The following is an 18,761-nucleotide window of genomic DNA, read 5'->3' as shown; positions in this document are numbered from 1 at the left end:
CACCAAGCCGTCATCGCGCTGGCGCGGCGACGCGTCGACGTGCTCTGGGCCATGCTCAGGGACCGGGAGCCTTTCCAGAAGCCGTAACTGCCCCTGGCCTCTTGACAAACGCATTAGGCTGCCACCTCCCGCAGCACGCGGACCACATCCCGGGCGGCCTCAGGCCTGCCCAGCTTGGCGGAGGCCTCGGCCATCCGGTTGAGCTGATCCGAGCTGAGACCCGCTAGCGCCTCCAGCAAGGTCGGCCCGCTGAGGAGTGCGTCGGCCAGCCGCACTGCGGCGCCGGCCGCGACCAGCAGCTCCGCGTTCTTCTCCTGATGGGCCCCGCCGAAGGTCCCCGGCACGAGTACAGCGGGCAGGCCGACGGCTGTCAGCTCGGCGCAGGTACCCACCCCCGCTCGGCAGACGACGAGGTCGGCCGCGGCGAGCAGAGCCGGCATATCGTCGCTGAAGGTCAGGGGTCTGTAGCCCGAGCGAGCGTGCCTAGCCGCCTCCGCCTCGCCCTGCCGGCCGGTCAGGTGGACCACCTCAGCGAACCGCTCCAGCAGGCCCGGCAGCGCGTACCAGACCGCCTGGTTCAGGCGTCGTGCGCCCTGACTGCCGCCGATCACCAGCAGCCTTCGGGGCGGCACCTGCGGCCGGCCGCGCCGGAAGCCGGGGCGGAGCGGCTGGCCCGTGAACACCGTGCGCGGGGTGGGAAAGCGCTCCACGTCGGCAGCGAAGGTTACGCACGCGGCCGCCGCACCCGGCCTGGCCAGCCGATTGGCCAGCCCGCCGGCTTCGGAAACCTGGAGCACATAGGGCACCCGGCGCAATCGCGCCGCTGCGATGCAGGGCATCATGACGTAACCGCCCACGCCCAGCACCACGTCAGGCCGAAACCTGTTCACTATGCGCAGGCCCCGAGCCAGCGCCGCCGGCAGCAGCGCCGGCAGCGCCAGGTTCGTCCAGACGGCGTCGCGATTCAGCCCGCGCACACGGATCGTCTCCAGCTGAAGGCCGAGGGCCGGCACCAGGTGCTCCTCCAGCCCGCCGCTCCTTCCGACCAGCAGGATCTCCGCTTCGGGCTCCTCAGCGCGGAACGCTTGAGCGACGGCGAGCGCCGGGGACAGGTGACCGCCTGTGCCGCCGCCCGAGATCAAGAGTCGCATCCAACCTCCTGCGCAAGTGGGGCTGGTCCTCACCCTGCCGGCTGATGTTGAGCAGCACGCCGATCGCCGCCATGCAGATGGCGAGTGCGGAGCCGCCGTAGCTGATGAAGGGCAGGGGCACGCCAGTGACCGGGATCGTGTCAGTGACAGTGCCCATATTGAGCAGGGCCTGAAAGACTATCCAGGTGGTGATGCCGGTCGCCAGCGCCATGCCGAAGCGGTCGGCGGCCCGCATCGCCACCCGGTAGCCGCGAATGCCGAGCAGCGTGAAGGCGCCCAGCAGCGCGGTGGTGCCGAGCAGTCCCGTTTCCTCGCCAACGATGGCGAAGATGAAGTCTGTGTGCGCGGCCGGCAGCCAGGAGTACTTCTGGATGGAGTGGCCCAGGCCGACGCCTGTGAGACCGCCGCTGCCGAGGGCCAGGAGCCCCTGGCTGGACTGGAAACCGACGCCGAGCGGGTCCTTGAAGGGGTCCAGGAACGCGCCCAGCCGCTGCGAGCGATAGCTCTCAAAAGTGATCAGCAGGAGGAAGGCTGCTAGGAGCAGGGCCACGAGCAGCAGCAGGTGGCCCTTGCGGCCACCGCCGGCGAAGTAGACGGCAATGAAGATGGAGCAGGTGATCATGGCGGTGCCGAGGTCCCGCTGCAGCATCAGCACCCCAAGCACGAACGCCAGCATGATGGCCAGCGGTAGGAAGCCGTCGGCCAGGCTCCGGAGCCGGTCCCCGCGCTTGGCAACCCAGTGAGCGATGTAGACGGCAAAGGCGAGCTTGCCCAACTCGGAGGGCTGGAAGGCGCTGAGCGGCCCCAGGCTGAACCAGCGCCGGGCGCCGTTCACGCTGATGCCCAGCCCCGGCACCAGCACGAGCAGCATCAGCAGCGCCGCCGCCGCCGCCAGAAGCGGCGCATGTTTGCGCAGGCGGTGGTAGTCGTAGCGGGCGAGGACCACCATCGCGATCAGCCCCAGACCCGCGAACAGCGCCTGACGCAGAAAGTAGTAGAGGGTGAAACCGTGTTGAACGTAGGCGAGCGCCTGGCTGGCGCTGAAGACCATGATCAGGCCGGAGCCGACCAGCGCGAAGGTGAGCAGCCAGAGCCAACGGTCCGCCGCCTGGCCGGTCCTGACGGAGCGTGCTGTGCTCGCGCGGGGCTCGCTCATACCCTCGCCTCCTCGCCGTGCAGGGCTTTGACCGCCGCCTTGAAGCGCCGCCCGCGGTCCTCGAAATCGCTGAACATGTCAAAGCTCTTGTAGGCGGGGCTGAAGAGCACTGAGCTGCCCGGCCCGGCCAGCTCGGCGGCAGCCTGAACGGCTTCCGCCAGCGAGTCCACGCGGCTTTGGGGATGGCCTGCCAGGCGCTCGGAGAGCTCCGCAGCGCTCGCTCCCAGCAGCACCACCGCCTGGGTCCGGGCTCGCACCGCGGCGAGCCAGCTGTCGAGCTCGAAGCCGCCGCCGTAGCCGCCCGCGACGAGCACCAGGGGCGTGCCCGGGAAGGCCTGCAGCGCGACCAGACCGGCGTCGGGGTTGGTCGCCTTGGAGTCGTTGTACCAGCGCACGCCGTGCCATTCCCCGACCAGCTCGAGTCTGTGCTCGACGCCCGGAAAGGCTCGCACGCCGGCTGCGATCTGGCTGTCTGTCAGCCCCGCCAGCCGGGCCGCGCACGCCGCCGCCAGCACATTCAGGCGGTTGTGCGCTCCCGGCAGTGAGCTGGGCGGCACAGGCTCATGCCGGTCGAACCAGTGGACCTGGGCGCGGGTGCGACCAGCGAGGTCGCGGCAGAGCGGGTCAAGTCCGTTCAAGGCTGCCGCATCAGCCTCGTCCTGAAAGCTGAGCAGTCGAGCCTTGGCCTCCACGTAGGCGGCCAGGCTGCCATGCCTGTCCAGGTGGTCAGGCGTGAGGTTCAGCACGACGCCGATCTTCGGCTTGGGCGCTGAGCACGACTCGAGCTGAAAGCTGGAGAGCTCGAGCACCACCCAATGGTCGGCGCTCAGCTGGTCCAGCTGCTCCAGCACTGTGCGGCCGATGTTGCCGCCGACCAGCACGGGTCTCTCCCCCTGGGCCAGGACTGCGCCCAGCAGGGCGGTCGTGGTGGTCTTTCCATTAGTCCCGGTGATGCCGATGATCGGTGCCGGCGAGAGCTGGAAGAACAGGTCGATGTCGCTGGAGACGATCAGGCCTCGCGCTCGGGCGGCCTCCAACAGCGCCGCCCGCCAGGGAACGCCGGGACTGGCGTAGACGGCCTCGCAGCCGTCCAGGACGCTTTCGTCGTAGCCGCCGAAGACCGTCTCCACCTCGGCCGGCAGGCTTCGCGCGAACTCTCCCAGCGCTTCAGCAGGACGGAGGTCGCAGACGCGCACCCGCATTCCGCGGCCGGTCAGAAATCGGGCCAGGGAGAGGCCGCTGCGGACCCCCCCGACGACCAGCGCCAGAGCGCCGGCTTGAGGCAGGGAGACGGCGGTCACCTGAGTGCGTGCGCTATCCAGCCAGAGGCCAGTGCCGCGACCGCTCCGACGCTCCAAAACGTCAGGGCAATGCGGTTTTCGGACCAACCCGCTAACTGGAACGTGAACTGAATCGGGGTCATCTTGAAGACGCGCCGGCCGCCTGTGGCCTTGAAGTACGTCACCTGAATGATGACAGAGAGAGTCACAAGAACGAAGACCAGCCCCAAGAGCAGCAGCAGCAGGACCCAACCCTGCTGCACTGCCAGCGCCGCCAGCGTGGCCCCCAAGCCCAGGGCACCCATGTCACCCATGAAGATCCGGGCCGGGTGCCGGTTGAAGACCAGGAAGGCCAAAAGGCCGCCCACCAGCGCCATCCCGACTGCGCGTTCCCCCGCCGGCGCTCCTGGCAGCAGCAGAACGCAGGCGGCCAGGGCGATGACAGTGAGTCCGCCGGCCAGGCCGTCCAGGCCGTCGGTCAAGTTGACTGCGTTGGCGGCTCCGGCCACCGCGAGCACTGTCAGCGGGAGTATCACCCAGTTGAGCTCGGTGGGTATGCCGACCTGGGGGCCGTAGGCCAGGACGGCGACCGGTATGGCCAGCAGCAGCTGGAGAGGGAACTTGAAGCGGGCGGGAATGCCTATCGCTCCCACCCGCAGCTTGCGCAGGTCGTCCAGCAGACCCAAGCCGCCGAACAAGACCAGGGCGACTATCGAGGGCAGGGCGCCCGGATGCGTTCGCAGAGAGAGCAGGCCGCCCGCCACTGCAACTGCCACGAAGAGGATGCCGCCGCCGGTCGGCGTGCCTGCCTTGCGCTGATGCTCCGGGGCAAGCTCGGCCTGGATCACCTGGCCCACGCCCACGCGCCGAAAGCGACGGATGAGCAGCGGATAGAGCGCCAGGCAGATGAAGAAGGCAGCTGCGACTGTGATCAGGTCGAAGGCCAGGCCGGTGGGCGCGGCGAGCAGAGCAAGGCTCACGCCAGCAGCTCCTCCACCACCCGGTCAAGGGCCACACCGTGCGAGGCCTTGATCAGGACCAGGTCGTCAGCCTGCGCGTTGGCTCTGACCCAAGCGGCGGCGGCGGCGTGGTCCTTCAGCAGCTCGGCGCCGGCAAACTGGGCCAGGAGCTGGCCGTAGCCCGCGTCCACCACAGCAACCTGATCGAAGACCTCGGCGGCGCGCCGGCCGACCTCCTCATGGGCGGCCGGCGCCAGCTCGCCCAGCTCCCTCATCTCACCCAGAAGCGCCAGTAGGCGCCCTCGACGCGGCCGCTCGGCCAGCGTCTCGAAGGCGGCCAGCATGGACTCAGGGCTGGCGTTGTAAGCGTCGTCCAGGATCATGAAGCCGGCCGGAGCCCGGCGCGGCTGCAAGCGGTGTTCCACCTGCAGGCCAGCCAGCGCCCCCGCCGCCTGCTCGACGCCGATCCCAAAGAAGCTGCCCACCGCCAGTGCCGCCAGGGCGTTGCGGGCCTGGTGCCGGCCGCTCGGCCCGAGCCGAACCTGGACACCGTCGACCTGGATCAGCGAGCCCCCCTCGGGCAGCGGCCTGTAGGCCGCACCCCGGAGCTCGCCCCGGGCGAAACCGAAGCCGAGGACCGGAGCCCGGCTGAGCTCTGCCAGCGGCTGGTAGTAGGGATCGTCTGCGTTGAGGACCGCGAGCCCGTCTTCCGGCAGGGCTTGGAGCAGCTCTCCCTTCGCCCGGCAGACGCCGTCCTTGCCCTCCGGGAAGTACTCGGCGTGCACGCTTCCAATGCCGGTTATCACCCCCACCCGGGGGCCGGCCAGGCGAGCCAGCCGGGCGATCTCACCCGGTCCCTGCATCCCCATCTCGATCACCGCCACCTCATGCTTGGCTTCGAGGCGCAGGAGCGTCAGCGGCACGCCTGTTTCCGTGTTCAGGTTGGCAGCCGTCTGCAGCGTCTGATAGCGGCTGCCCAGGACGGCAGCCACCATCTCCCGAGTCGAGGTCTTGCCGTTACTGCCGGTGACTCCGATCACTGCTGGCGCCGTGCGGCGGAGAACGTGGGCGGCCAGATCGAAAAGCGCCTGCCAGGTGTCTTGCACCTGCACCGCCGGAGCCTCGACCGGAAGCGCCGCGGTGCGCTCGACCACCACCGCCGCCCCCCTCGCCGCCGCCGCCGGGACGTAGGCGTGCCCGTCCAGCTGAGCTCCCCGCAGGGCGAAGAAGAGACCGTCGGCTCTCGCTTGGCGGGAGTCTGTCGCAAAGGTGTTCACGCGGAAGCCGGGTGCAGCGTTCAGGACGCGGCCCCGCGTCGCCATCGCCACCTCCTCCAGTGTCAGGTCCACGTGGCTTTGTTTACCGGATCAAGCGGCCGCCGCCGGCTGGGCCCCGTGCTGGCGCTAATCCACTAGACCGGCTGCAGGTTCTCCGGGGCGATGCGCCACTGGAGGATCATCTGCTGAGCGATGGTCTTCCAGATCGGGGCGGAGACGTAGTAGCCCTCGTTGTGGTCGTCGCTGCCGTTGTTGGGGTGCTTGACCACCACGAGCATCGTGAAGCGCGGGTTGTCGGCCGGCAGGAAGCCCGCGTAGGAAGCCCAGACATCCTTGCTGTACTTGCCGTTCTCGGGGATGTTGGAGGTGCCTGTCTTGCCGCCCTCGTCCAGCTCGAAGCCGGGGATGCGAGCCAGATGGCCGGCGCCGTGCTGCACCACCGAGCGCATCATCATGCGCATGGTGGCGGCTGACTGGGCGCTGATCACCTGCCGAGGAGCGGCGATCGGCACGGGCCGCCCAGCCTCCGACTGCACGACATGGGGTTGGACGTAGACGCCGCCGTTGGAGACGGCGTTCAGCGCCGCGCACATCTGGACCATGTTGACGGCGACACCCTGGCCGTAGGAAGCGGTGGCCAGCTCTGCATCCCGCCACTGCTGGCGGAGCGGGCTGGCCGACTCACCCGCCACGTCGATGCCGCTCGGCTGGCCGAAACCGAAGGCCTTCAGGTTGCGTAGATAGGCGTCCTTGCCCATCGCCTCCTCCGCTCGCACAGCGCCCACGTTGAGTGAGCGCTCGAGGACGTTGGTCATCGTGATGGTGCCGTGGTTGGCCAGGTCGTAGTCATGGAGAGTGACGCCGCCAACGTTGATGTAGCCCGGATCGTTGATCGTCGTTTCGGGCGTGATGCTGCCGTTGTCGATGGCCCCGGCCAGCGTCACCACCTTCATGATCGAGCCCGGCTCATAGACCTGGGCTGCTATCGGGTCCCGCAGCCGGTTCGGGTCCTGGCTGGCGAACTGGTTGGCGTCGTAGCCGGGCGCGCTGGCCCAGGCGACTATGCCCCCCGTTTGCGTGTCCATGACTATGACGCTGCCAGCCTCGGCCTTGGCGTCCTGCACGCCCTGCGCGATGGCCTGTTCGGCGGCGTACTGGATGTTTGCGTCCACTGTCAGCACCAACGGCGCGCCGTTCTGGGCCGGCACCCGGCTGTCGGGACCCAGCACTATCTGGCGGCCGTACAGGTCGGTGTAGCTGGACTCGTGGCCAGGCCTCCCGGCCAGCTGCTTCTGATAGCCCTGCTCCACACCTCGCTGGCCCCTGCCGTTCCAGTCGACGAAGCCGAGCAGCTGAGAGGCCAAGGTGCTGTTGGGAACTCCGCCAGGCAGATACTGTCGCTGTTCGACAGCCTGCAGATCCACGCCCGGAAGCCGTGCGGCGCGAAGCTGGTCGACCTTCTCCTTCGGCTGCCGCCGCGCCACATAGGCGAACTGCTTGCCAGAGGCGAGCAGCGTCGTCATAGCCTGCGGGTCGACGCCCAGCACCAGCGACAGCACGCCGCCCACCCGATCCCTGTCAGCCACATCAATTTGGCTGGGCGCGATGGTCACGTCGTACACGGTCGAGTTGACCGCCAAGGGCCGCATCTCACGATCGAGCAGCAAACCCCGGCTGGCGGGCAGCGGGATCGAGTGCAGGTATTGGTCGCCCGCAAGTTGACCCAGGCCGTTGTGCTGCACCACCTGCCAGTAAGCAAGGCGACCCCAGATCGTCACCGCCAGGAGGATGGCCACCACCAGGAGCCAGAGCACGCGCAGGCGAGGGAGCTGTCCGCCTGGCTCCTGGCGCCTGCTGCCTGAGAGGCCCTGACGCGGCGGCGAGCTCAACCGGCGCTGGCCGGCCGGGAAATCACTCACTGCCACCGTCAGCCGTCCCGGCCGAAGAGGCGGCCCAGCAGGCGCTGCCAGCGAGGTAGGTCATCGGCCGGGTCGGGGCCGATCGGCTTCTGCAGGTCAACGCCTGCCTCAACCGCCAGCACCCTCTGGTCCGCGCGGCGCTGCATGCCGAGCTGCTGAGCCTCCTGCTCAACCCGAGCCGGGGCGTGCAGGGTGGCTGACTGGTAGCGAAGCTGGTTCTGTTCTGCCTGCAGCTGCTCGTTCTGCTGCTTCAACCGCGCCAGGTCATAGGAGGACTGAGTCGCCTGGGCAGCCACCACCAGGTAGGCGGCGGCCGCCAGCAGCAGTACAGCCAGCGCAGCGCAGAGGCGTGTGAAGCCGGCGGTCAAGCGCACGCGGCGGGCGGCGGCGCTCCCGGCCTGGTGGAGCAGCGGGCGCGCGCTGGCACGCCGCCTTCGCTGTCCGCTCGTTTGCGGCCAGCCCGGGTGAAGGCGTCGCTGTTGAAGTATTCGGGGTGTTACCAAGTGGTGCCTCGTTGCTGGAATGTGACTGCTGTGACGCCGTGCGGAATTGGTGCCTGGCGGGCGCTGCGGCGCGGGTTTCGGGGAAAGAGCCGCTGCCCGCCAGGACTTGGTGGTTAGAACTGGAGCCGGGTTGTGAAGGACTGGCTGTCGTCAACCGTTCACTAGAGGCGCTCGGCTGCTCGCAGGCGAGCGGAACGGCTCCGGGGGTTGTTCGTCACCTCCGCCTCGTCAGGGCGCAGAGGCTTGCGGGTGAGGATCCGAAGCGTGGCCCGGTGAGCGCAGGTACAGACTGGCTGCTGCGGGGGACAGAGGCAGTCCTTCGACTCGGCGATGAAGAAGCGTTTCACTTCAGCGTCTTCCAGGCTGTGGAAGGAAATCGCCGCCATACGCCCACCGGGATTGAGTATCTGAGTGGCTCCTGCCAGACCCCTGCGCAAGCTTCCCAGCTCGTCGTTGACGTGCATGCGGATCGCTTGGAAGGTTCGGGTCGCTGGGTGGGTACCCTTGGGCCAGGCGCCCCTGGGCATCGCCGCTTTTACTGCTTCAGCCAGATCGAGAGTGGTGGTCAGCGGACGCCTGGCCGCGATGAACTCGGCAATCCGCGCCGCCCATCTCTCCTCACCGAGAGATCGAATTAGATGCGCCAGCTCCCGGGCTGGCAGTTCATTCACCACTTGCGCTGCTGTCAGCTGCTGGGTGCGGTTCATGCGCATGTCCAGGGGGCCCTCGTGCAGGAAGCTGAAACCACGCTGCGGGTCCTCCAGCTGATCACTCGAGAAGCCCAGATCGAAGAGGATGCCAGCGACTGCTGTGAAGCCGTGCTCCCCCGCCAGTTGGACGAGATCAGCGAAGTTGCCATGAACCGCGGTGACCGCGCCGGGCCACTGTTCCGCCAGCTGACGCGCCGCCTGAACGGCGCGCTCGTCCTGGTCGAGCGCCAGCAGCCGGCCGCCCGGTTGGATCTGCTCCAGCAGCCGGCGGCTGTGGCCGCCGGCGCCGAAGGTGCAGTCGACGAAGACAGCACCCGGCAGGGGTTGCAGGAGTCGTATTGAGGCTTGTGAAAGAACTGCGATGTGCACGTCGGTGCGTTCGGCTAAACGCCTTGCTTGATCACCTGGTCAGCCAACTCGTCGAAGCGCGCCTCCACTTCGCCTGAATAGGTGTCCCAGCGGTCTTCGGCCCAGATCTCGACCCTGGCTCCGCTGCCGATCACCGCCACTGTCGAGCGGGGTTCGATGACAGCCAGGCGCCGCTGTTCCGGCGAGAGGCTAACGCGACCCTGCAAGTCGAACTCGCAGGGGACTGCCTTGGAGAAGAGCGTTCGCGCCAGGGCCCGCTGCTCCGGCCCCAAGAGGGGGTCCTGCAGACCGCTGGCCAGGCGTTCCCAGAGTCCGGGTGGGTAGATGGTGAGCACCTGATCCTGACCGATAGAGATGTAACTGCCTTCGGGGAGCTGGCGCCGGATTTGGGCCGGGACCGCCAACCTGCCCTTCTCGTCCACCCGGACCCGATGCGTACCCGAGAACATATGCCTAGGCTTGCTGGGCCGCTGTGAAGAAAACCGCGGCAGCGGGGAAGAGCAGCTGCGAGACGAAGCTGAAATTGTGGTGCGACGTTGGCTGGGATGTGTGCTGCTGCATTGCGTTGTTTACCACTCTTCCCCACATTTCACCGCGATCTACCACACACCCTAGCGTCAGTCCCGGGCTTTGTCAACGCCGCTAACGCCACATGTTGTGGGGCTCGATCACGGATCGCGCCTGTACGCACTACATCTAGGGTCGCCTTGCACAGGCGCCCCAACATCACGTAGTCCGCGCGACGTCCTACGAACAACAGTTTGGAGCGCGTCTGAGCTGGCTGACGGGCAAGGTGCGCGGCCCGGGCAGGCAGTTGCCGCGGCGTGAAAGAGCCGGGTGGAAGTCGCGGTCGCGGCACTCCCTTGACAGCAAGTCCAGCAACTGCTATTCTTCTAACTAGCTAATTAGCCAGCTGGAAAAGTACACATGAGCACTGATGAATTGAGCGTCACCTTCGCGGCCCTGGCTGATCCGACGCGGCGGGCGATCCTCGCCCGCCTCGGCGAAGGACAGGCGACGGTCACCGAGCTGGCCGCGCCCTTCAAGCTCAGTCTTCCCGGGGTCTCGAAGCATTTGAAGGTGCTCCAGCGAGCGGGCCTGATCACTCAGGGGCGACAAGCGCAGTGGCGCCCCTGTCAACTCGAGGTGCAGCGCCTGAAGGAGGTGGCCGACTGGCTGGAGCGCTATCGCGAGCTCTGGGAAGAGCGGTTCGACCGGCTCGACGACTACCTACGGCAGCTCAAGGACGAGGAGGAGGGACGTAACGATCGATAAGAGCTCCACCCATCAAACAATTCGACCCCTAACAGCGATGCGAAATGAAGGAGAAGTCACATGACAAGCACTGAATTCATTGTCCGGCCGGGCACGCAAGAGGTAGTGGTGACCCGGGTCTTCGATGCGCCGCGAGAGGTGGTGTTCAAAGCCATCACCGATCCCAATCTGATACCCAAGTGGTGGGGCCCGAGGAGCCAGACCACCATCGTCGACAAAATGGATTTGAGACCCGGCGGTGCCTGGCGGTTCATAGGCCGCGAGCCCGACGGCAGTGAGTACGCCTTCCACGGCGTGTATCACGCGATAGTTCCGCCGGAGCGCATTGTCAACACCTTTGAATTCGAAGGCATGCCGGGCCATGTGCTGATGGAGACTGTCACTCTGGAAGACGTCGACGGCAAGACCCGGATGACGACGAAATCCGTCTACCAGTCGATTGAGGACCGTGACGGCATGGTCGGCGCCGGAATGGAGACCGGGGCTACCGAGTCGGGGGACCGGCTCGCCGAGCTTCTGGCAACCATTTGAAGTTGACCCACAGCGGTGAGGGGAGGTCGGCCTCCCCTCACCGCGCCGACCTGACCAGTGTCGGAGACCCATGAGCCCTGCGGGAACTTCTCAGCCTCCGAGATCCTCCGGCGCTAAGGCAGCGTCAGCTGGACTCCGGGCAGCAAGAACCCGACGTCTGGATTCCAGAGCAGAACCAGGGGCCCAGCGGGGGCGCCACCAGCCTCGAAGCAGAGGCCGACAGGGCCGAACACCGGGCCCACCTGGTCGGCCGACTGGTCGCGCGGCGGTTCGCCCTCCTTCCCCCTGGCGTGCAGGTCCGCCACACGCCAGGCGGCACACTGTCCTGAGCTTGCCCCCAGCCCGACGTGGCTGTGCAGCCCTCCCTGCGAATCGCGCAGCTGAAAGTCGCCGGGGTCGGCTCGCTGCTGGCTCTGCGAGTCGTTGTAGAAGGTGACGTCTAGTCCGACGTAGCGCAGGCCAGCGCCGGCCGCCGGCAGGCCGGCCTGCGGGAGATCCCGGGTGACATGGCTGACCTTGATCCGGAATCCGGCCTGGCCCAGCAGCCCCTGCGCCTCGCCCACTCCCGGCTCCGACGGTTGCTGGCTTGAGCGACTCTGGTTGCGATAGGCGAGCGCCAGGAGGAGGACGCCGATCACGACGGCCCCGACGACGCCCGCCGCCAGCAGCCTTCTCAAGTTCTATGCCTCCCCACTCTGAGCACCGGCAGCTCGCAGTTGGGTGACAGGGGCGGCGGGCACCCGTGGCTGAAGTGGTCGAGAGCGGCCTGTAAGCCGGGTTCTGTGCCCCTTGGGGGGGTGGTGACCATCTCTCTGGGACGCCGGTTGCCCGGCGTCTCTTGCGACCGCGACCCGAGGGCTCGGCGAGCAGCGTTTCTCCCGCACCGCGGGCGGCGCCCTCCTATTTGGTCTTGCTCCGGGCGGGGTTTGCCTGGCCGGCCGGTCACCCGACCGCCGGTGCGCTCTTACCGCACCATTTCACCCTTACCGGCCTAAAGGCCGGCGGTGTCATTTCTGTGGCACTTTCCTTCAGGTCGCCCTGACTGGGCGTTACCCAGCGCCCTGCTCTGTGGAGCCCGGACTTTCCTCCCCGCATATTTAGTGCGGAGCGGTCACCCGGCCGCCTCGACCAGCGCCGATGTTACCACCTGCACCTGGGCGGTTCACAAGCGCTCGGCCCGTCTCTTTCGAGCGTGGCGTGGTGCCGGCTCAATCGTCGGCGGATGGGCTGTACTCGTCGATCGCCCTGTTGGCCATCGCGTCAGCACCGCGGTTGTTCTCGCGCCGGACGTGGGCGATGCTGGCATCGGAAAAGCCGGCCAGAAGCGCCTGGGCTTGGCGATGCAGCGGCTTCAACTCGACAGCTTTGACCCGGTAGTGGCCCCTCATCTGCTCCACTACCAGGAGTGAGTCAAGGTAGACCTCAAGCTTGTCCGGGCGCCACTCGCCGACTCGCTGCAAACCCTCGATCAGGGCCAGGTACTCCGCCTGGTTGTTGGTGGCCGTGCCAATGAAGCGGCAGCCGCCCCAGAGGCGCTGGCCCGCCGAGTCCTCGATGACCAGGCCGAGCCCTGCCGGACCGGGATTTCCTCGCGCCGCGCCGTCCGTGAAGAGCCGCAGCGACCGCGGCGGCTGGGCGTGGCTCAGACCATCACCAGCAGGCGTCCGCAGTTGTCGCAGAGCAGGACCTGGCCTCTGCGGAGCCCCTGGAGCCCGCTGGAGGTGAGACCGACCCGGCAGCTCTGGCACTGGGCGTGCTCCACCTGGGCGACCGGGTCGGCCAGGCGGCTCTCGACCCGGCTGTAGACGGCCTGCCATTCCGGTGGCAGAGCCGACCAGAGCGATTCGCGTTCGGCATCGACTTGGGCCAACTCGACTTCAGCTGCCCTGACCCGCGCCTGGAGCGCCGGCCGGGCGGCATCGGCGCGCTGCGCGGCCGCCGACAGCTCGGCGCCGAGCCGGCGCAGGGTCGCCTGGGCGGCTTCCTGCTCTTCCATCAGCTCCAGTTCCCGGTCCTCCTCCTGGCCCAGCTTGAGCTTCAGCCCCTGAACCTCGTGATCTAGTTTCATCAGCTCGGCCGAGTTCTTGAGCCGTCCGCTCATCAGATCCCGCTGCCGAGACTGCATCCGCGCCCTGTGCAGCCCAACCTCACGCTCCCAATCGTTAAGGCCCGAGTTGAGCACCGCCAAGCGCGCCTCCGCGCTGGCCACCTGCTGCCGCAGGTCGTCAACCTCGGCGTGGGTCTCCAGCTCTTCCCGATCCCGCTCCTGACGATGCCTGAGCTGGACGGACCGGGCGGTCAGCTGCTGATGCCGGAGGGCGGTTTCGGGGGCGTTCACGCCGGTGGCCGGGCTCTGAGGACTGTATAGGAGCGGCCTCGCTCCATCACACCTGACCGCTGCTCCACTCGGTAATTAGCATCGCTCAGCCACTGCTCCAGGGCTTCTGAGTGCTGCTGCGGCTGGAGCACGAGCCAGGCCAGGCTGGCCACCACCGCCGGCGACCGGGTCAGGATGCGGATGATGCTGTGCCCGCCCAGCCCGGCCAGGACCGCGCCCTCCACCTCGCCCGGGACCAGGCCCTGAAGGCCGTCGCCGCAGCGCCTGTCCAGCTCCGGCGGCAGCAAGGCATGCCCGGCCTCCGTCAGCTCAGTCGCGATGACCTCCAGACCTCTCTCGCGGAGCGCGAGGGCCACCTGGCCGCCGCCCGCTCCGATGTCCGCCACCGAGTCGGCGGCCGGCACCGCGGCCAGCACAGCCCGGAGGCGGGGCGTGAGGCGGACTCGTTGGCGAGCGGCGCCCGGCACCTCGCTGGGCGCCGCTCCGACGGGGTTGGTCACCGTTATTCGATCACCGCCAGGACCTGGCCTTCCTTGACCACGTCCTGCTCCTTGACCCTGATCTCCTTGACAGTGCCGCGGATGGGAGCAGTGACCGGGATCTCCATCTTCATCGACTCCAGGATGAGCAACACGTCCTCTTCCTCGACCTGCTGGCCGGCCTGGGCTTCCACCTTCCAGACGTTGCCGACCAGCTCCGCCCTCACCTCCAACTAAGCCTCTTCGCTGCCAGCCAGCTCGCGGCCCCGGCTGGAAAGCTCTTCCACCACCGCGGGATCCGCCAGGGTGGTGGTATCACCGAGCTGCCGCTTTTCGGCGACGTCGCGCAGCAGGCGGCGCATTATCTTGCCCGAACGCGTCTTCGGCAGCTCGGGTGTGAACACTATGTTGGCGGGGGCGGCGAACTTGCCGATCTTGCGAGCAACGTGCTGGCGGAGCTCCTGCATCATCTCCGGCGAGCCTTCTTCCCCGCCCTTGAGCGTGACGTAGGCGACCACCGCCTGGCCGGTCTGGGGGTCGTTCCGTCCGCAGGCCGCTGCTTCGGCGACTTTCTGATGGTCGACGAGAGCCGACTCGACCTCGATCGTGGAGATGCGATGGCCTGCCACGTTCATGACGTCGTCGATGCGGCCGAGCAGCCAGAAGTCGCCTTCCTCGTCGACGCGGGCGCCGTCCCCCGCGAAGTAGATACCTTCGTACTTGGACCAGTAGGTCTCCTTGTACCGCTCTGGATCTCCGTGGATGCCGCGCAGCATGGCGGGCCAGGGCTGGCGCAGGACCAGGTAACCACCGCCACCGAGGGGCACCGCCTCGCCTTTCTCACTGAAGACGGCCGCATCCACGGTGGGAAACGGCTGCGTGGCGGAGCCCGGCTTGAGGGTTGTGACCCCGGGCAGCGGCGTGATCATGATCATGCCGGTCTCGGTCTGCCACCAGGTGTCGACGACGGGCGTGCGGTCGCCGCCGATGTGCTCGCGATACCAGACCCAGGCTTCCGGATTGATCGGCTCCCCCACGCTGCCCAGCAGCTTCAACGATGAGAGGTCGTGCTTGCGTGCGTACTCAGGGCCCCACTTCATATGGGAACGGATGGCGGTGGGAGCTGTGTAGAGCACGCTCACGCGGTAGCGCTCCACGATTTCCCACCAGCGATCCTTGTCGGGGAAGTCAGGCGTCCCCTCGTAGAGAACGCTTGTCGTGCCGTTGCAGAGTGGCCCGTAGACGATGTAGCTGTGACCGGTGATCCAGCCCACGTCGGCGGCACACCAGTACACGGTGTCCGGCTTGATGTCGAAGATGTAGTGATGGGTGGTGGCGGTACCCACCAGGTAGCCGGCCGTGCTGTGCACTATGCCCTTGGGCTTGGCAGTCGTTCCGGACGTGTACATGAGGAATAGCACGTCCTCTGAGCCCATCGGCTCGCAGGGGCAGCTTTCAGCCTCGTCACTGACGTCAGCGCAGAGATCGTGCCACCACACATCGCGGCCCTCCGTGATGGGCACCTCCGCTTCAGTCCGCCTCAGCACCACCGCGTGGCGAACGCCGGGAGCGGCCGCCATAGCTTCTGCCGACGTCTGCATCAGCGGCACCCGCTTGCCCCGCCGCCAGCCCTCGTCCTGGGTGATCAGCACTTCGCAGCCCATGTCGTTCATGCGGCTGGAGAGCGAGTCGGAGCTGAAGCCTCCGAAAACCACTGTGTGCGGCGCACCCAGCCGGGTGCAGGCCAGCATGGCCACTGGCAGCTCAGGCGTCATGCCCATGTAGATGGCGACGGCCGTGCCCTTCCCGACCCCCAGCTTCTTCAACCCGTTGGCAAGGCGAACCACCCGGCGCTGCAGCTCGGCGAAGGTGACGTCGAGCCGTTCGTTGGCCGGCTCGCCCTCCCAGTGGAACGCCACCTTGTCGCCCTGGCCGCTCTCCACGTGGCGGTCGACACAGTTGTAGCAGACGTTCAGCTTGCCGCCCAGATACCACTTGGCGAAGGGCGGGTCCCACTCCTTGAGCTGCGTGAACGGCTGGAACCAGCTGACCCGGCGACGCGCCTCCTCGGTCCAGAACTCGTCAGGATCGGTCTGATAGATCGGCGCCTTCGCATTGGCCTGCTCTGTGAAGGCGGGATCGGGTTGATAACGGCGCTGCTCCAAGAGCATCGTCTCGATGGCCGGGCCTTGGCTCTGCTCAGTCGACATGGCTGGACTTCCTCCGTTGTGGTGAGAAGCGAGGTGCTGGAAGCAATGCTAGTTGCGTAACGGCCGATTGGGCAGTAGCTCGGGGCAGGGCGCTCGCTCCGGCAAGCCGCAGGCGGCGTGCGGTCCTAGGCGCCGCGCTTGGCCTTCACCGCCTCCGTCAGCCTGGGCAGGATCTTGGTCACATCCCCCACCACGCCCAGATCGGCCAGTTTCAAGATCGGCGCCTGGGCGTCCTTGTTGATGGCGACGATCACTTTGGCGCCCTTCATGCCCACCGTGTGCTGCATCGCGCCCGAGATCCCTGCGGCGATGTAGACCCCCGGCCTGACCGTCTTGCCAGTCTGGCCGATCTGAAAGGAGTAGGGCACCCAGCCGGCATCCACTATGGCGCGCGTGGCGCCCGCCGCCCCGCCCAGAGCGGACGCCAGTCCCTCGACCAGGGCGAAGTTCTCGGGGCCCCCCAGCCCGCGGCCGCCGGCCACCACTATCCGCGCATCCTCCAGCTTCACCTGGTCGGACACCTCGTCATGGCGTTCACTGATCCGTGACCGGCGTGAGCCCTCAGCGATGGCAGCTTCGATCTCCACCATTTCCGCCTGTCCGCCCGACTCGCTGGCCTCAAAGGACTTGGGCCTGACGAGCACTATGGCCGGGTGGTTGTTGGCTCGATAGCTGGCCACCCGCGCTCCGCCGAAGTACGGCACCTGCGCCGTGTAGCCGCCACCAGCGCTGGAGATGTCCAGCGCGTTGGAGATCACACCCACATCGAGGCGCGCGCCCAGCCGGCCGGCAACCTCACGGCTGTCTGAGGTGAAACCGAACAGGATGAGATCTGGCGACTCGCGCTGGATGAGAGCCGCCAGGCAGTCTGTGGCCGGCTCCGCCAGGTACTCGGCGAAGGCACGGTCGTCGTTGAGGAAGACTCGCCTGGCGCCGTAGGCGCCGAGTCGAACCGCCGCCTCCCGGGCGCCCGGACCCAGGGCGACGGCATCGACCTGACCCAGCTCCCGGGCTTTGCTCAGAAGCTCCAGCGCGATGGCCGCGGGCCCAGCCTCCGCGACCTCGGCGTAAACCAAGATGCCCGCCATGGCTAAATCACCTTTGCCGCAGTCAGGGCAGCCATGATCCGCTCCACGCCCGAGGTCCCGTCGTCCTCGACTATCTCCCCTGCAGCTCGCGCAGCAGCGTCCTCGATTGACTCCACCGACTCGGCCGGCCGGCCTGGCTCGACAGCAAGCTCGGCCAGGCTCATCACCTTCACCTCTTTGGAGCGGGCGGCCATGATTCCCTTGAGGGAGGCATAGCGCGGCTCGGCGATGCCTGCTGTGACTGTGATGAGCGCCGGCAGCTCCGCTTCCAGGACCTGATAGCCGGCCTCAGTCTGTCTGTGCACTGTCAGCCGCTGCCCGGTGACCTCCACCTGCTTGGCGAAGGTCAGTTGGGGCACGCCCAAGAGCTCGGCCAGCATTGGCGGCACCATGCCCGTGGAGCCGTCGTAGGACTCGGTCGCGCAGACGACCAGGTCGACAGCCTCTGCCCTGATGGCCGCCGCGAGTGCTTTCGCGGTGAGCAGAGCGTCGGCCCCCGCGAGCTGTGGGTCGCTGATGAGAACCCCCCTGTCGGCGCCCATGGAAAGACCCTTGCGGATGGCGTCGCGCGCCTTGTCAGGACCCATCGAAACGAGCAGCACCTCGCCGCCGGCCTTGTCCTTCAGCTGAAGGGCCTCCTCGATGCCGTACTCATCGCCCGGGTCCAGCACCACCTCGCGGTCGCGCATGAGGGTGTTGTCGGAGTCCAGTCCAGGCGTCCCGTTCGGGTCGGGAACCTGCTTCACAGTCACGGCAATCTTCAAGTCAGCAATCCTTTGAACCAACCCAGCGGAGACTCCCGGCCTTCCCGCCGGCTCACCGATTATCTCCCATCGTGCATTGCGTCGAAGAGCCGCCGGTAATCGGCCGGCGTGTTCAGGTTCTCGAAAAGGCTGGCCTCCTCGTCGTCCAGCCAATTGACGCTCAGGCCGGCCACCGCGTCGCTGAGCTTGAGCCGGCGCTGCTGAAGGGCCGCCGCCAGTGGGCCGAGAGCGGCGGGCTGGTAGGCAGCGCAGGTTGCCTGGGGCTGGCCGGCCAGACGGGGCATGGCCGCGTCCCAACCTCGCGAGGCGTGGAGGAGACGGCTCAGCAGCGCGAGGGTGACGTTCGGCATGTCGCAGGCGACCGCCAGCAGAGGCTGGTCCGGCGCCGCCTGGAGACCTGCCACCAGGCCGGCCAGCGGCCCCTCCCCAGGTCGCGGATCGATAACCGTCTGAGGGCGGAGCGAGGCCGGCACCTGGCTGGGGTGGGCGGCCGAGATGAGCAGTCTCGTGAAGCCAGGGGCGAGCCGTCGCGCGAGCCACTCGAGCAGAGTGCTGTCCTGCCAGGGCAGCAGGGCCTTGGGCCTGCCCATTCGCCGGCTCCCGCCACCGGCCAGGAGCAGAAGCGTTGCCGCCGCGGGTCGGCCGGGGTCCGGCTCAGCCATCACCTCGGCATTCGACTCCTCCTCACCTCGTATGCCAATGTTGCCAGGCTATCGCTGACCGGCAATACGAATGCGCAGCTGACCCGGTGG

General features: G+C 67.6%; 20 protein-coding genes and 1 other RNA gene. 2 read left to right on the top strand and 19 right to left on the bottom strand.

Annotated features, from left to right (window positions below; all coding sequences use genetic code 11):
- Positions 1–113: 113 nt before the first annotated feature.
- The 9 genes from ACR2MZ_RS15060 to ACR2MZ_RS15020 all read right to left on the bottom strand — a co-directional run bounded on the left by ACR2MZ_RS15060 (position 114) and on the right by ACR2MZ_RS15020 (position 9,773).
- On the bottom strand, positions 114–1,142 hold the full coding sequence (locus tag ACR2MZ_RS15060; RefSeq protein WP_434005864.1) for a UDP-N-acetylglucosamine--N-acetylmuramyl-(pentapeptide) pyrophosphoryl-undecaprenol N-acetylglucosamine transferase: 1,029 nt from the start codon (positions 1,140–1,142) through the stop codon (positions 114–116).
- Positions 1,072–2,307, bottom strand: coding sequence for a putative lipid II flippase FtsW (gene ftsW / locus ACR2MZ_RS15055; RefSeq protein ID WP_434005863.1), 1,236 nt, complete (start codon positions 2,305–2,307; stop codon positions 1,072–1,074). Before ftsW ends, ACR2MZ_RS15060 begins: the two co-directional genes overlap by 71 nt.
- Entirely contained in the window at positions 2,304–3,608 is a 1,305-nt protein-coding gene (gene murD / locus ACR2MZ_RS15050; protein ID WP_434005862.1) for a UDP-N-acetylmuramoyl-L-alanine--D-glutamate ligase, read from the bottom strand. Before murD ends, ftsW begins: the two co-directional genes overlap by 4 nt.
- The gene (gene mraY / locus ACR2MZ_RS15045; RefSeq protein ID WP_434005861.1) at positions 3,605–4,567 is read right to left on the bottom strand and encodes a phospho-N-acetylmuramoyl-pentapeptide-transferase; all 963 of its coding nucleotides are present in this window, start codon (positions 4,565–4,567) and stop codon (positions 3,605–3,607) included. The genes murD and mraY overlap by 4 nt, the downstream gene beginning before the upstream one ends.
- Positions 4,564–5,895, bottom strand: a complete 1,332-nt coding sequence (locus ACR2MZ_RS15040) for a UDP-N-acetylmuramoyl-tripeptide--D-alanyl-D-alanine ligase (RefSeq protein WP_434005860.1) — start codon at positions 5,893–5,895, stop codon at positions 4,564–4,566. The genes mraY and ACR2MZ_RS15040 overlap by 4 nt, the downstream gene beginning before the upstream one ends.
- A 62-nt stretch (positions 5,896–5,957) precedes the next feature.
- A complete protein-coding gene (locus ACR2MZ_RS15035) occupies positions 5,958–7,742 on the bottom strand; it encodes a peptidoglycan D,D-transpeptidase FtsI family protein (protein WP_434005859.1) in 1,785 nt (594 codons plus the stop codon).
- Between the two features lie 8 nt (positions 7,743–7,750).
- Positions 7,751–8,116 carry a cell division protein FtsL gene (ftsL, locus tag ACR2MZ_RS15030; RefSeq protein WP_434005858.1) on the bottom strand — a complete coding sequence of 122 codons (366 nt, stop codon included), beginning with the start codon at positions 8,114–8,116 and terminating at the stop codon, positions 7,751–7,753.
- A gap of 290 nt (positions 8,117–8,406) precedes the next feature.
- Positions 8,407–9,324 (bottom strand): 16S rRNA (cytosine(1402)-N(4))-methyltransferase RsmH, encoded by a 918-nt coding sequence (rsmH, locus tag ACR2MZ_RS15025; RefSeq protein ID WP_434005857.1) that lies wholly within the window; start codon positions 9,322–9,324, stop codon positions 8,407–8,409.
- Between the two features lie 14 nt (positions 9,325–9,338).
- Positions 9,339–9,773, bottom strand: a complete 435-nt coding sequence (locus tag ACR2MZ_RS15020; RefSeq protein ID WP_434005856.1) for a division/cell wall cluster transcriptional repressor MraZ — start codon at positions 9,771–9,773, stop codon at positions 9,339–9,341.
- 478 nt (positions 9,774–10,251) lie between these two features.
- On the opposite strand from ACR2MZ_RS15020, the gene ACR2MZ_RS15015 reads away from it, so the two are divergent.
- Both ACR2MZ_RS15015 and ACR2MZ_RS15010 read left to right on the top strand, forming a co-directional pair.
- The gene (locus ACR2MZ_RS15015; protein ID WP_434005855.1) at positions 10,252–10,599 is read left to right on the top strand and encodes an ArsR/SmtB family transcription factor; all 348 of its coding nucleotides are present in this window, start codon (positions 10,252–10,254) and stop codon (positions 10,597–10,599) included.
- 60 nt (positions 10,600–10,659) lie between these two features.
- Entirely contained in the window at positions 10,660–11,130 is a 471-nt protein-coding gene (locus ACR2MZ_RS15010; protein WP_434005854.1) for an SRPBCC family protein, read from the top strand.
- A 113-nt stretch (positions 11,131–11,243) separates the two neighbouring features.
- Here the strand turns inward: ACR2MZ_RS15010 and ACR2MZ_RS15005 are convergent, their stop codons facing one another.
- The 10 genes from ACR2MZ_RS15005 to mobA form a co-directional block, all read right to left on the bottom strand.
- Complete coding sequence (locus ACR2MZ_RS15005; protein ID WP_434005853.1) at positions 11,244–11,807, bottom strand: hypothetical protein; 564 nt, start codon at positions 11,805–11,807, stop codon at positions 11,244–11,246.
- A 75-nt stretch (positions 11,808–11,882) separates the two neighbouring features.
- Positions 11,883–12,257: RNase P RNA component class A (gene rnpB, locus ACR2MZ_RS15000), an RNA gene on the bottom strand.
- A gap of 81 nt (positions 12,258–12,338) precedes the next feature.
- On the bottom strand, positions 12,339–12,878 hold the full coding sequence (locus ACR2MZ_RS14995; protein ID WP_434005852.1) for a ribonuclease HI family protein: 540 nt from the start codon (positions 12,876–12,878) through the stop codon (positions 12,339–12,341).
- The gene (locus tag ACR2MZ_RS14990) at positions 12,773–13,468 is read right to left on the bottom strand and encodes a zinc ribbon domain-containing protein (protein ID WP_434005851.1); all 696 of its coding nucleotides are present in this window, start codon (positions 13,466–13,468) and stop codon (positions 12,773–12,775) included. Before ACR2MZ_RS14990 ends, ACR2MZ_RS14995 begins: the two co-directional genes overlap by 106 nt.
- Positions 13,465–13,968 (bottom strand): tRNA (adenine(22)-N(1))-methyltransferase TrmK, encoded by a 504-nt coding sequence (locus tag ACR2MZ_RS14985; RefSeq protein WP_434005850.1) that lies wholly within the window; start codon positions 13,966–13,968, stop codon positions 13,465–13,467. The genes ACR2MZ_RS14990 and ACR2MZ_RS14985 overlap by 4 nt, the downstream gene beginning before the upstream one ends.
- 2 nt (positions 13,969–13,970) lie before the next feature.
- On the bottom strand, positions 13,971–14,180 hold the full coding sequence (locus ACR2MZ_RS14980; RefSeq protein ID WP_434005849.1) for a biotin/lipoyl-binding carrier protein: 210 nt from the start codon (positions 14,178–14,180) through the stop codon (positions 13,971–13,973).
- The gene (acs, locus tag ACR2MZ_RS14975; RefSeq protein ID WP_434005848.1) at positions 14,181–16,157 is read right to left on the bottom strand and encodes an acetate--CoA ligase; all 1,977 of its coding nucleotides are present in this window, start codon (positions 16,155–16,157) and stop codon (positions 14,181–14,183) included.
- 125 nt (positions 16,158–16,282) lie between these two features.
- On the bottom strand, positions 16,283–17,245 hold the full coding sequence (locus ACR2MZ_RS14970; RefSeq protein WP_434005847.1) for an electron transfer flavoprotein subunit alpha/FixB family protein: 963 nt from the start codon (positions 17,243–17,245) through the stop codon (positions 16,283–16,285).
- Positions 17,246–17,247: 2 nt separating this feature from the next.
- Complete coding sequence (locus tag ACR2MZ_RS14965; RefSeq protein ID WP_434005846.1) at positions 17,248–18,009, bottom strand: electron transfer flavoprotein subunit beta/FixA family protein; 762 nt, start codon at positions 18,007–18,009, stop codon at positions 17,248–17,250.
- A 59-nt stretch (positions 18,010–18,068) separates the two neighbouring features.
- Positions 18,069–18,671 (bottom strand): molybdenum cofactor guanylyltransferase, encoded by a 603-nt coding sequence (gene mobA / locus ACR2MZ_RS14960; protein WP_434005845.1) that lies wholly within the window; start codon positions 18,669–18,671, stop codon positions 18,069–18,071.
- Between the last annotated feature and the right edge of the window lie 90 nt (positions 18,672–18,761).

This window comes from Candidatus Dormiibacter sp., from assembly GCF_050999135.1.
Lineage (GTDB): Bacteria > Chloroflexota > Dormibacteria > Dormibacterales > Dormibacteraceae > Dormiibacter > Dormiibacter spiritus.
The sequence above is the reverse complement of the archived record's forward strand: the minus strand, read 5'-3'. Positions and strand labels throughout refer to the sequence as shown.

Coding starts and splice junctions, on each gene's coding strand:
- ACR2MZ_RS15020 (WP_434005856.1), bottom strand. CDS start 9,773: ATGTTCTCGGGTACGCATCGGGTCCGGGTGGACGAGAAGGGCAGGTTG.
- ftsW (WP_434005863.1), bottom strand. CDS start 2,307: ATGAGCGAGCCCCGCGCGAGCACAGCACGCTCCGTCAGGACCGGCCAG.
- ACR2MZ_RS14970 (WP_434005847.1), bottom strand. CDS start 17,245: ATGGCGGGCATCTTGGTTTACGCCGAGGTCGCGGAGGCTGGGCCCGCG.
- mobA (WP_434005845.1), bottom strand. CDS start 18,671: ATGGCTGAGCCGGACCCCGGCCGACCCGCGGCGGCAACGCTTCTGCTC.
- acs (WP_434005848.1), bottom strand. CDS start 16,157: ATGTCGACTGAGCAGAGCCAAGGCCCGGCCATCGAGACGATGCTCTTG.
- ACR2MZ_RS15010 (WP_434005854.1), top strand. CDS start 10,660: ATGACAAGCACTGAATTCATTGTCCGGCCGGGCACGCAAGAGGTAGTG.
- ACR2MZ_RS15015 (WP_434005855.1), top strand. CDS start 10,252: ATGAGCACTGATGAATTGAGCGTCACCTTCGCGGCCCTGGCTGATCCG.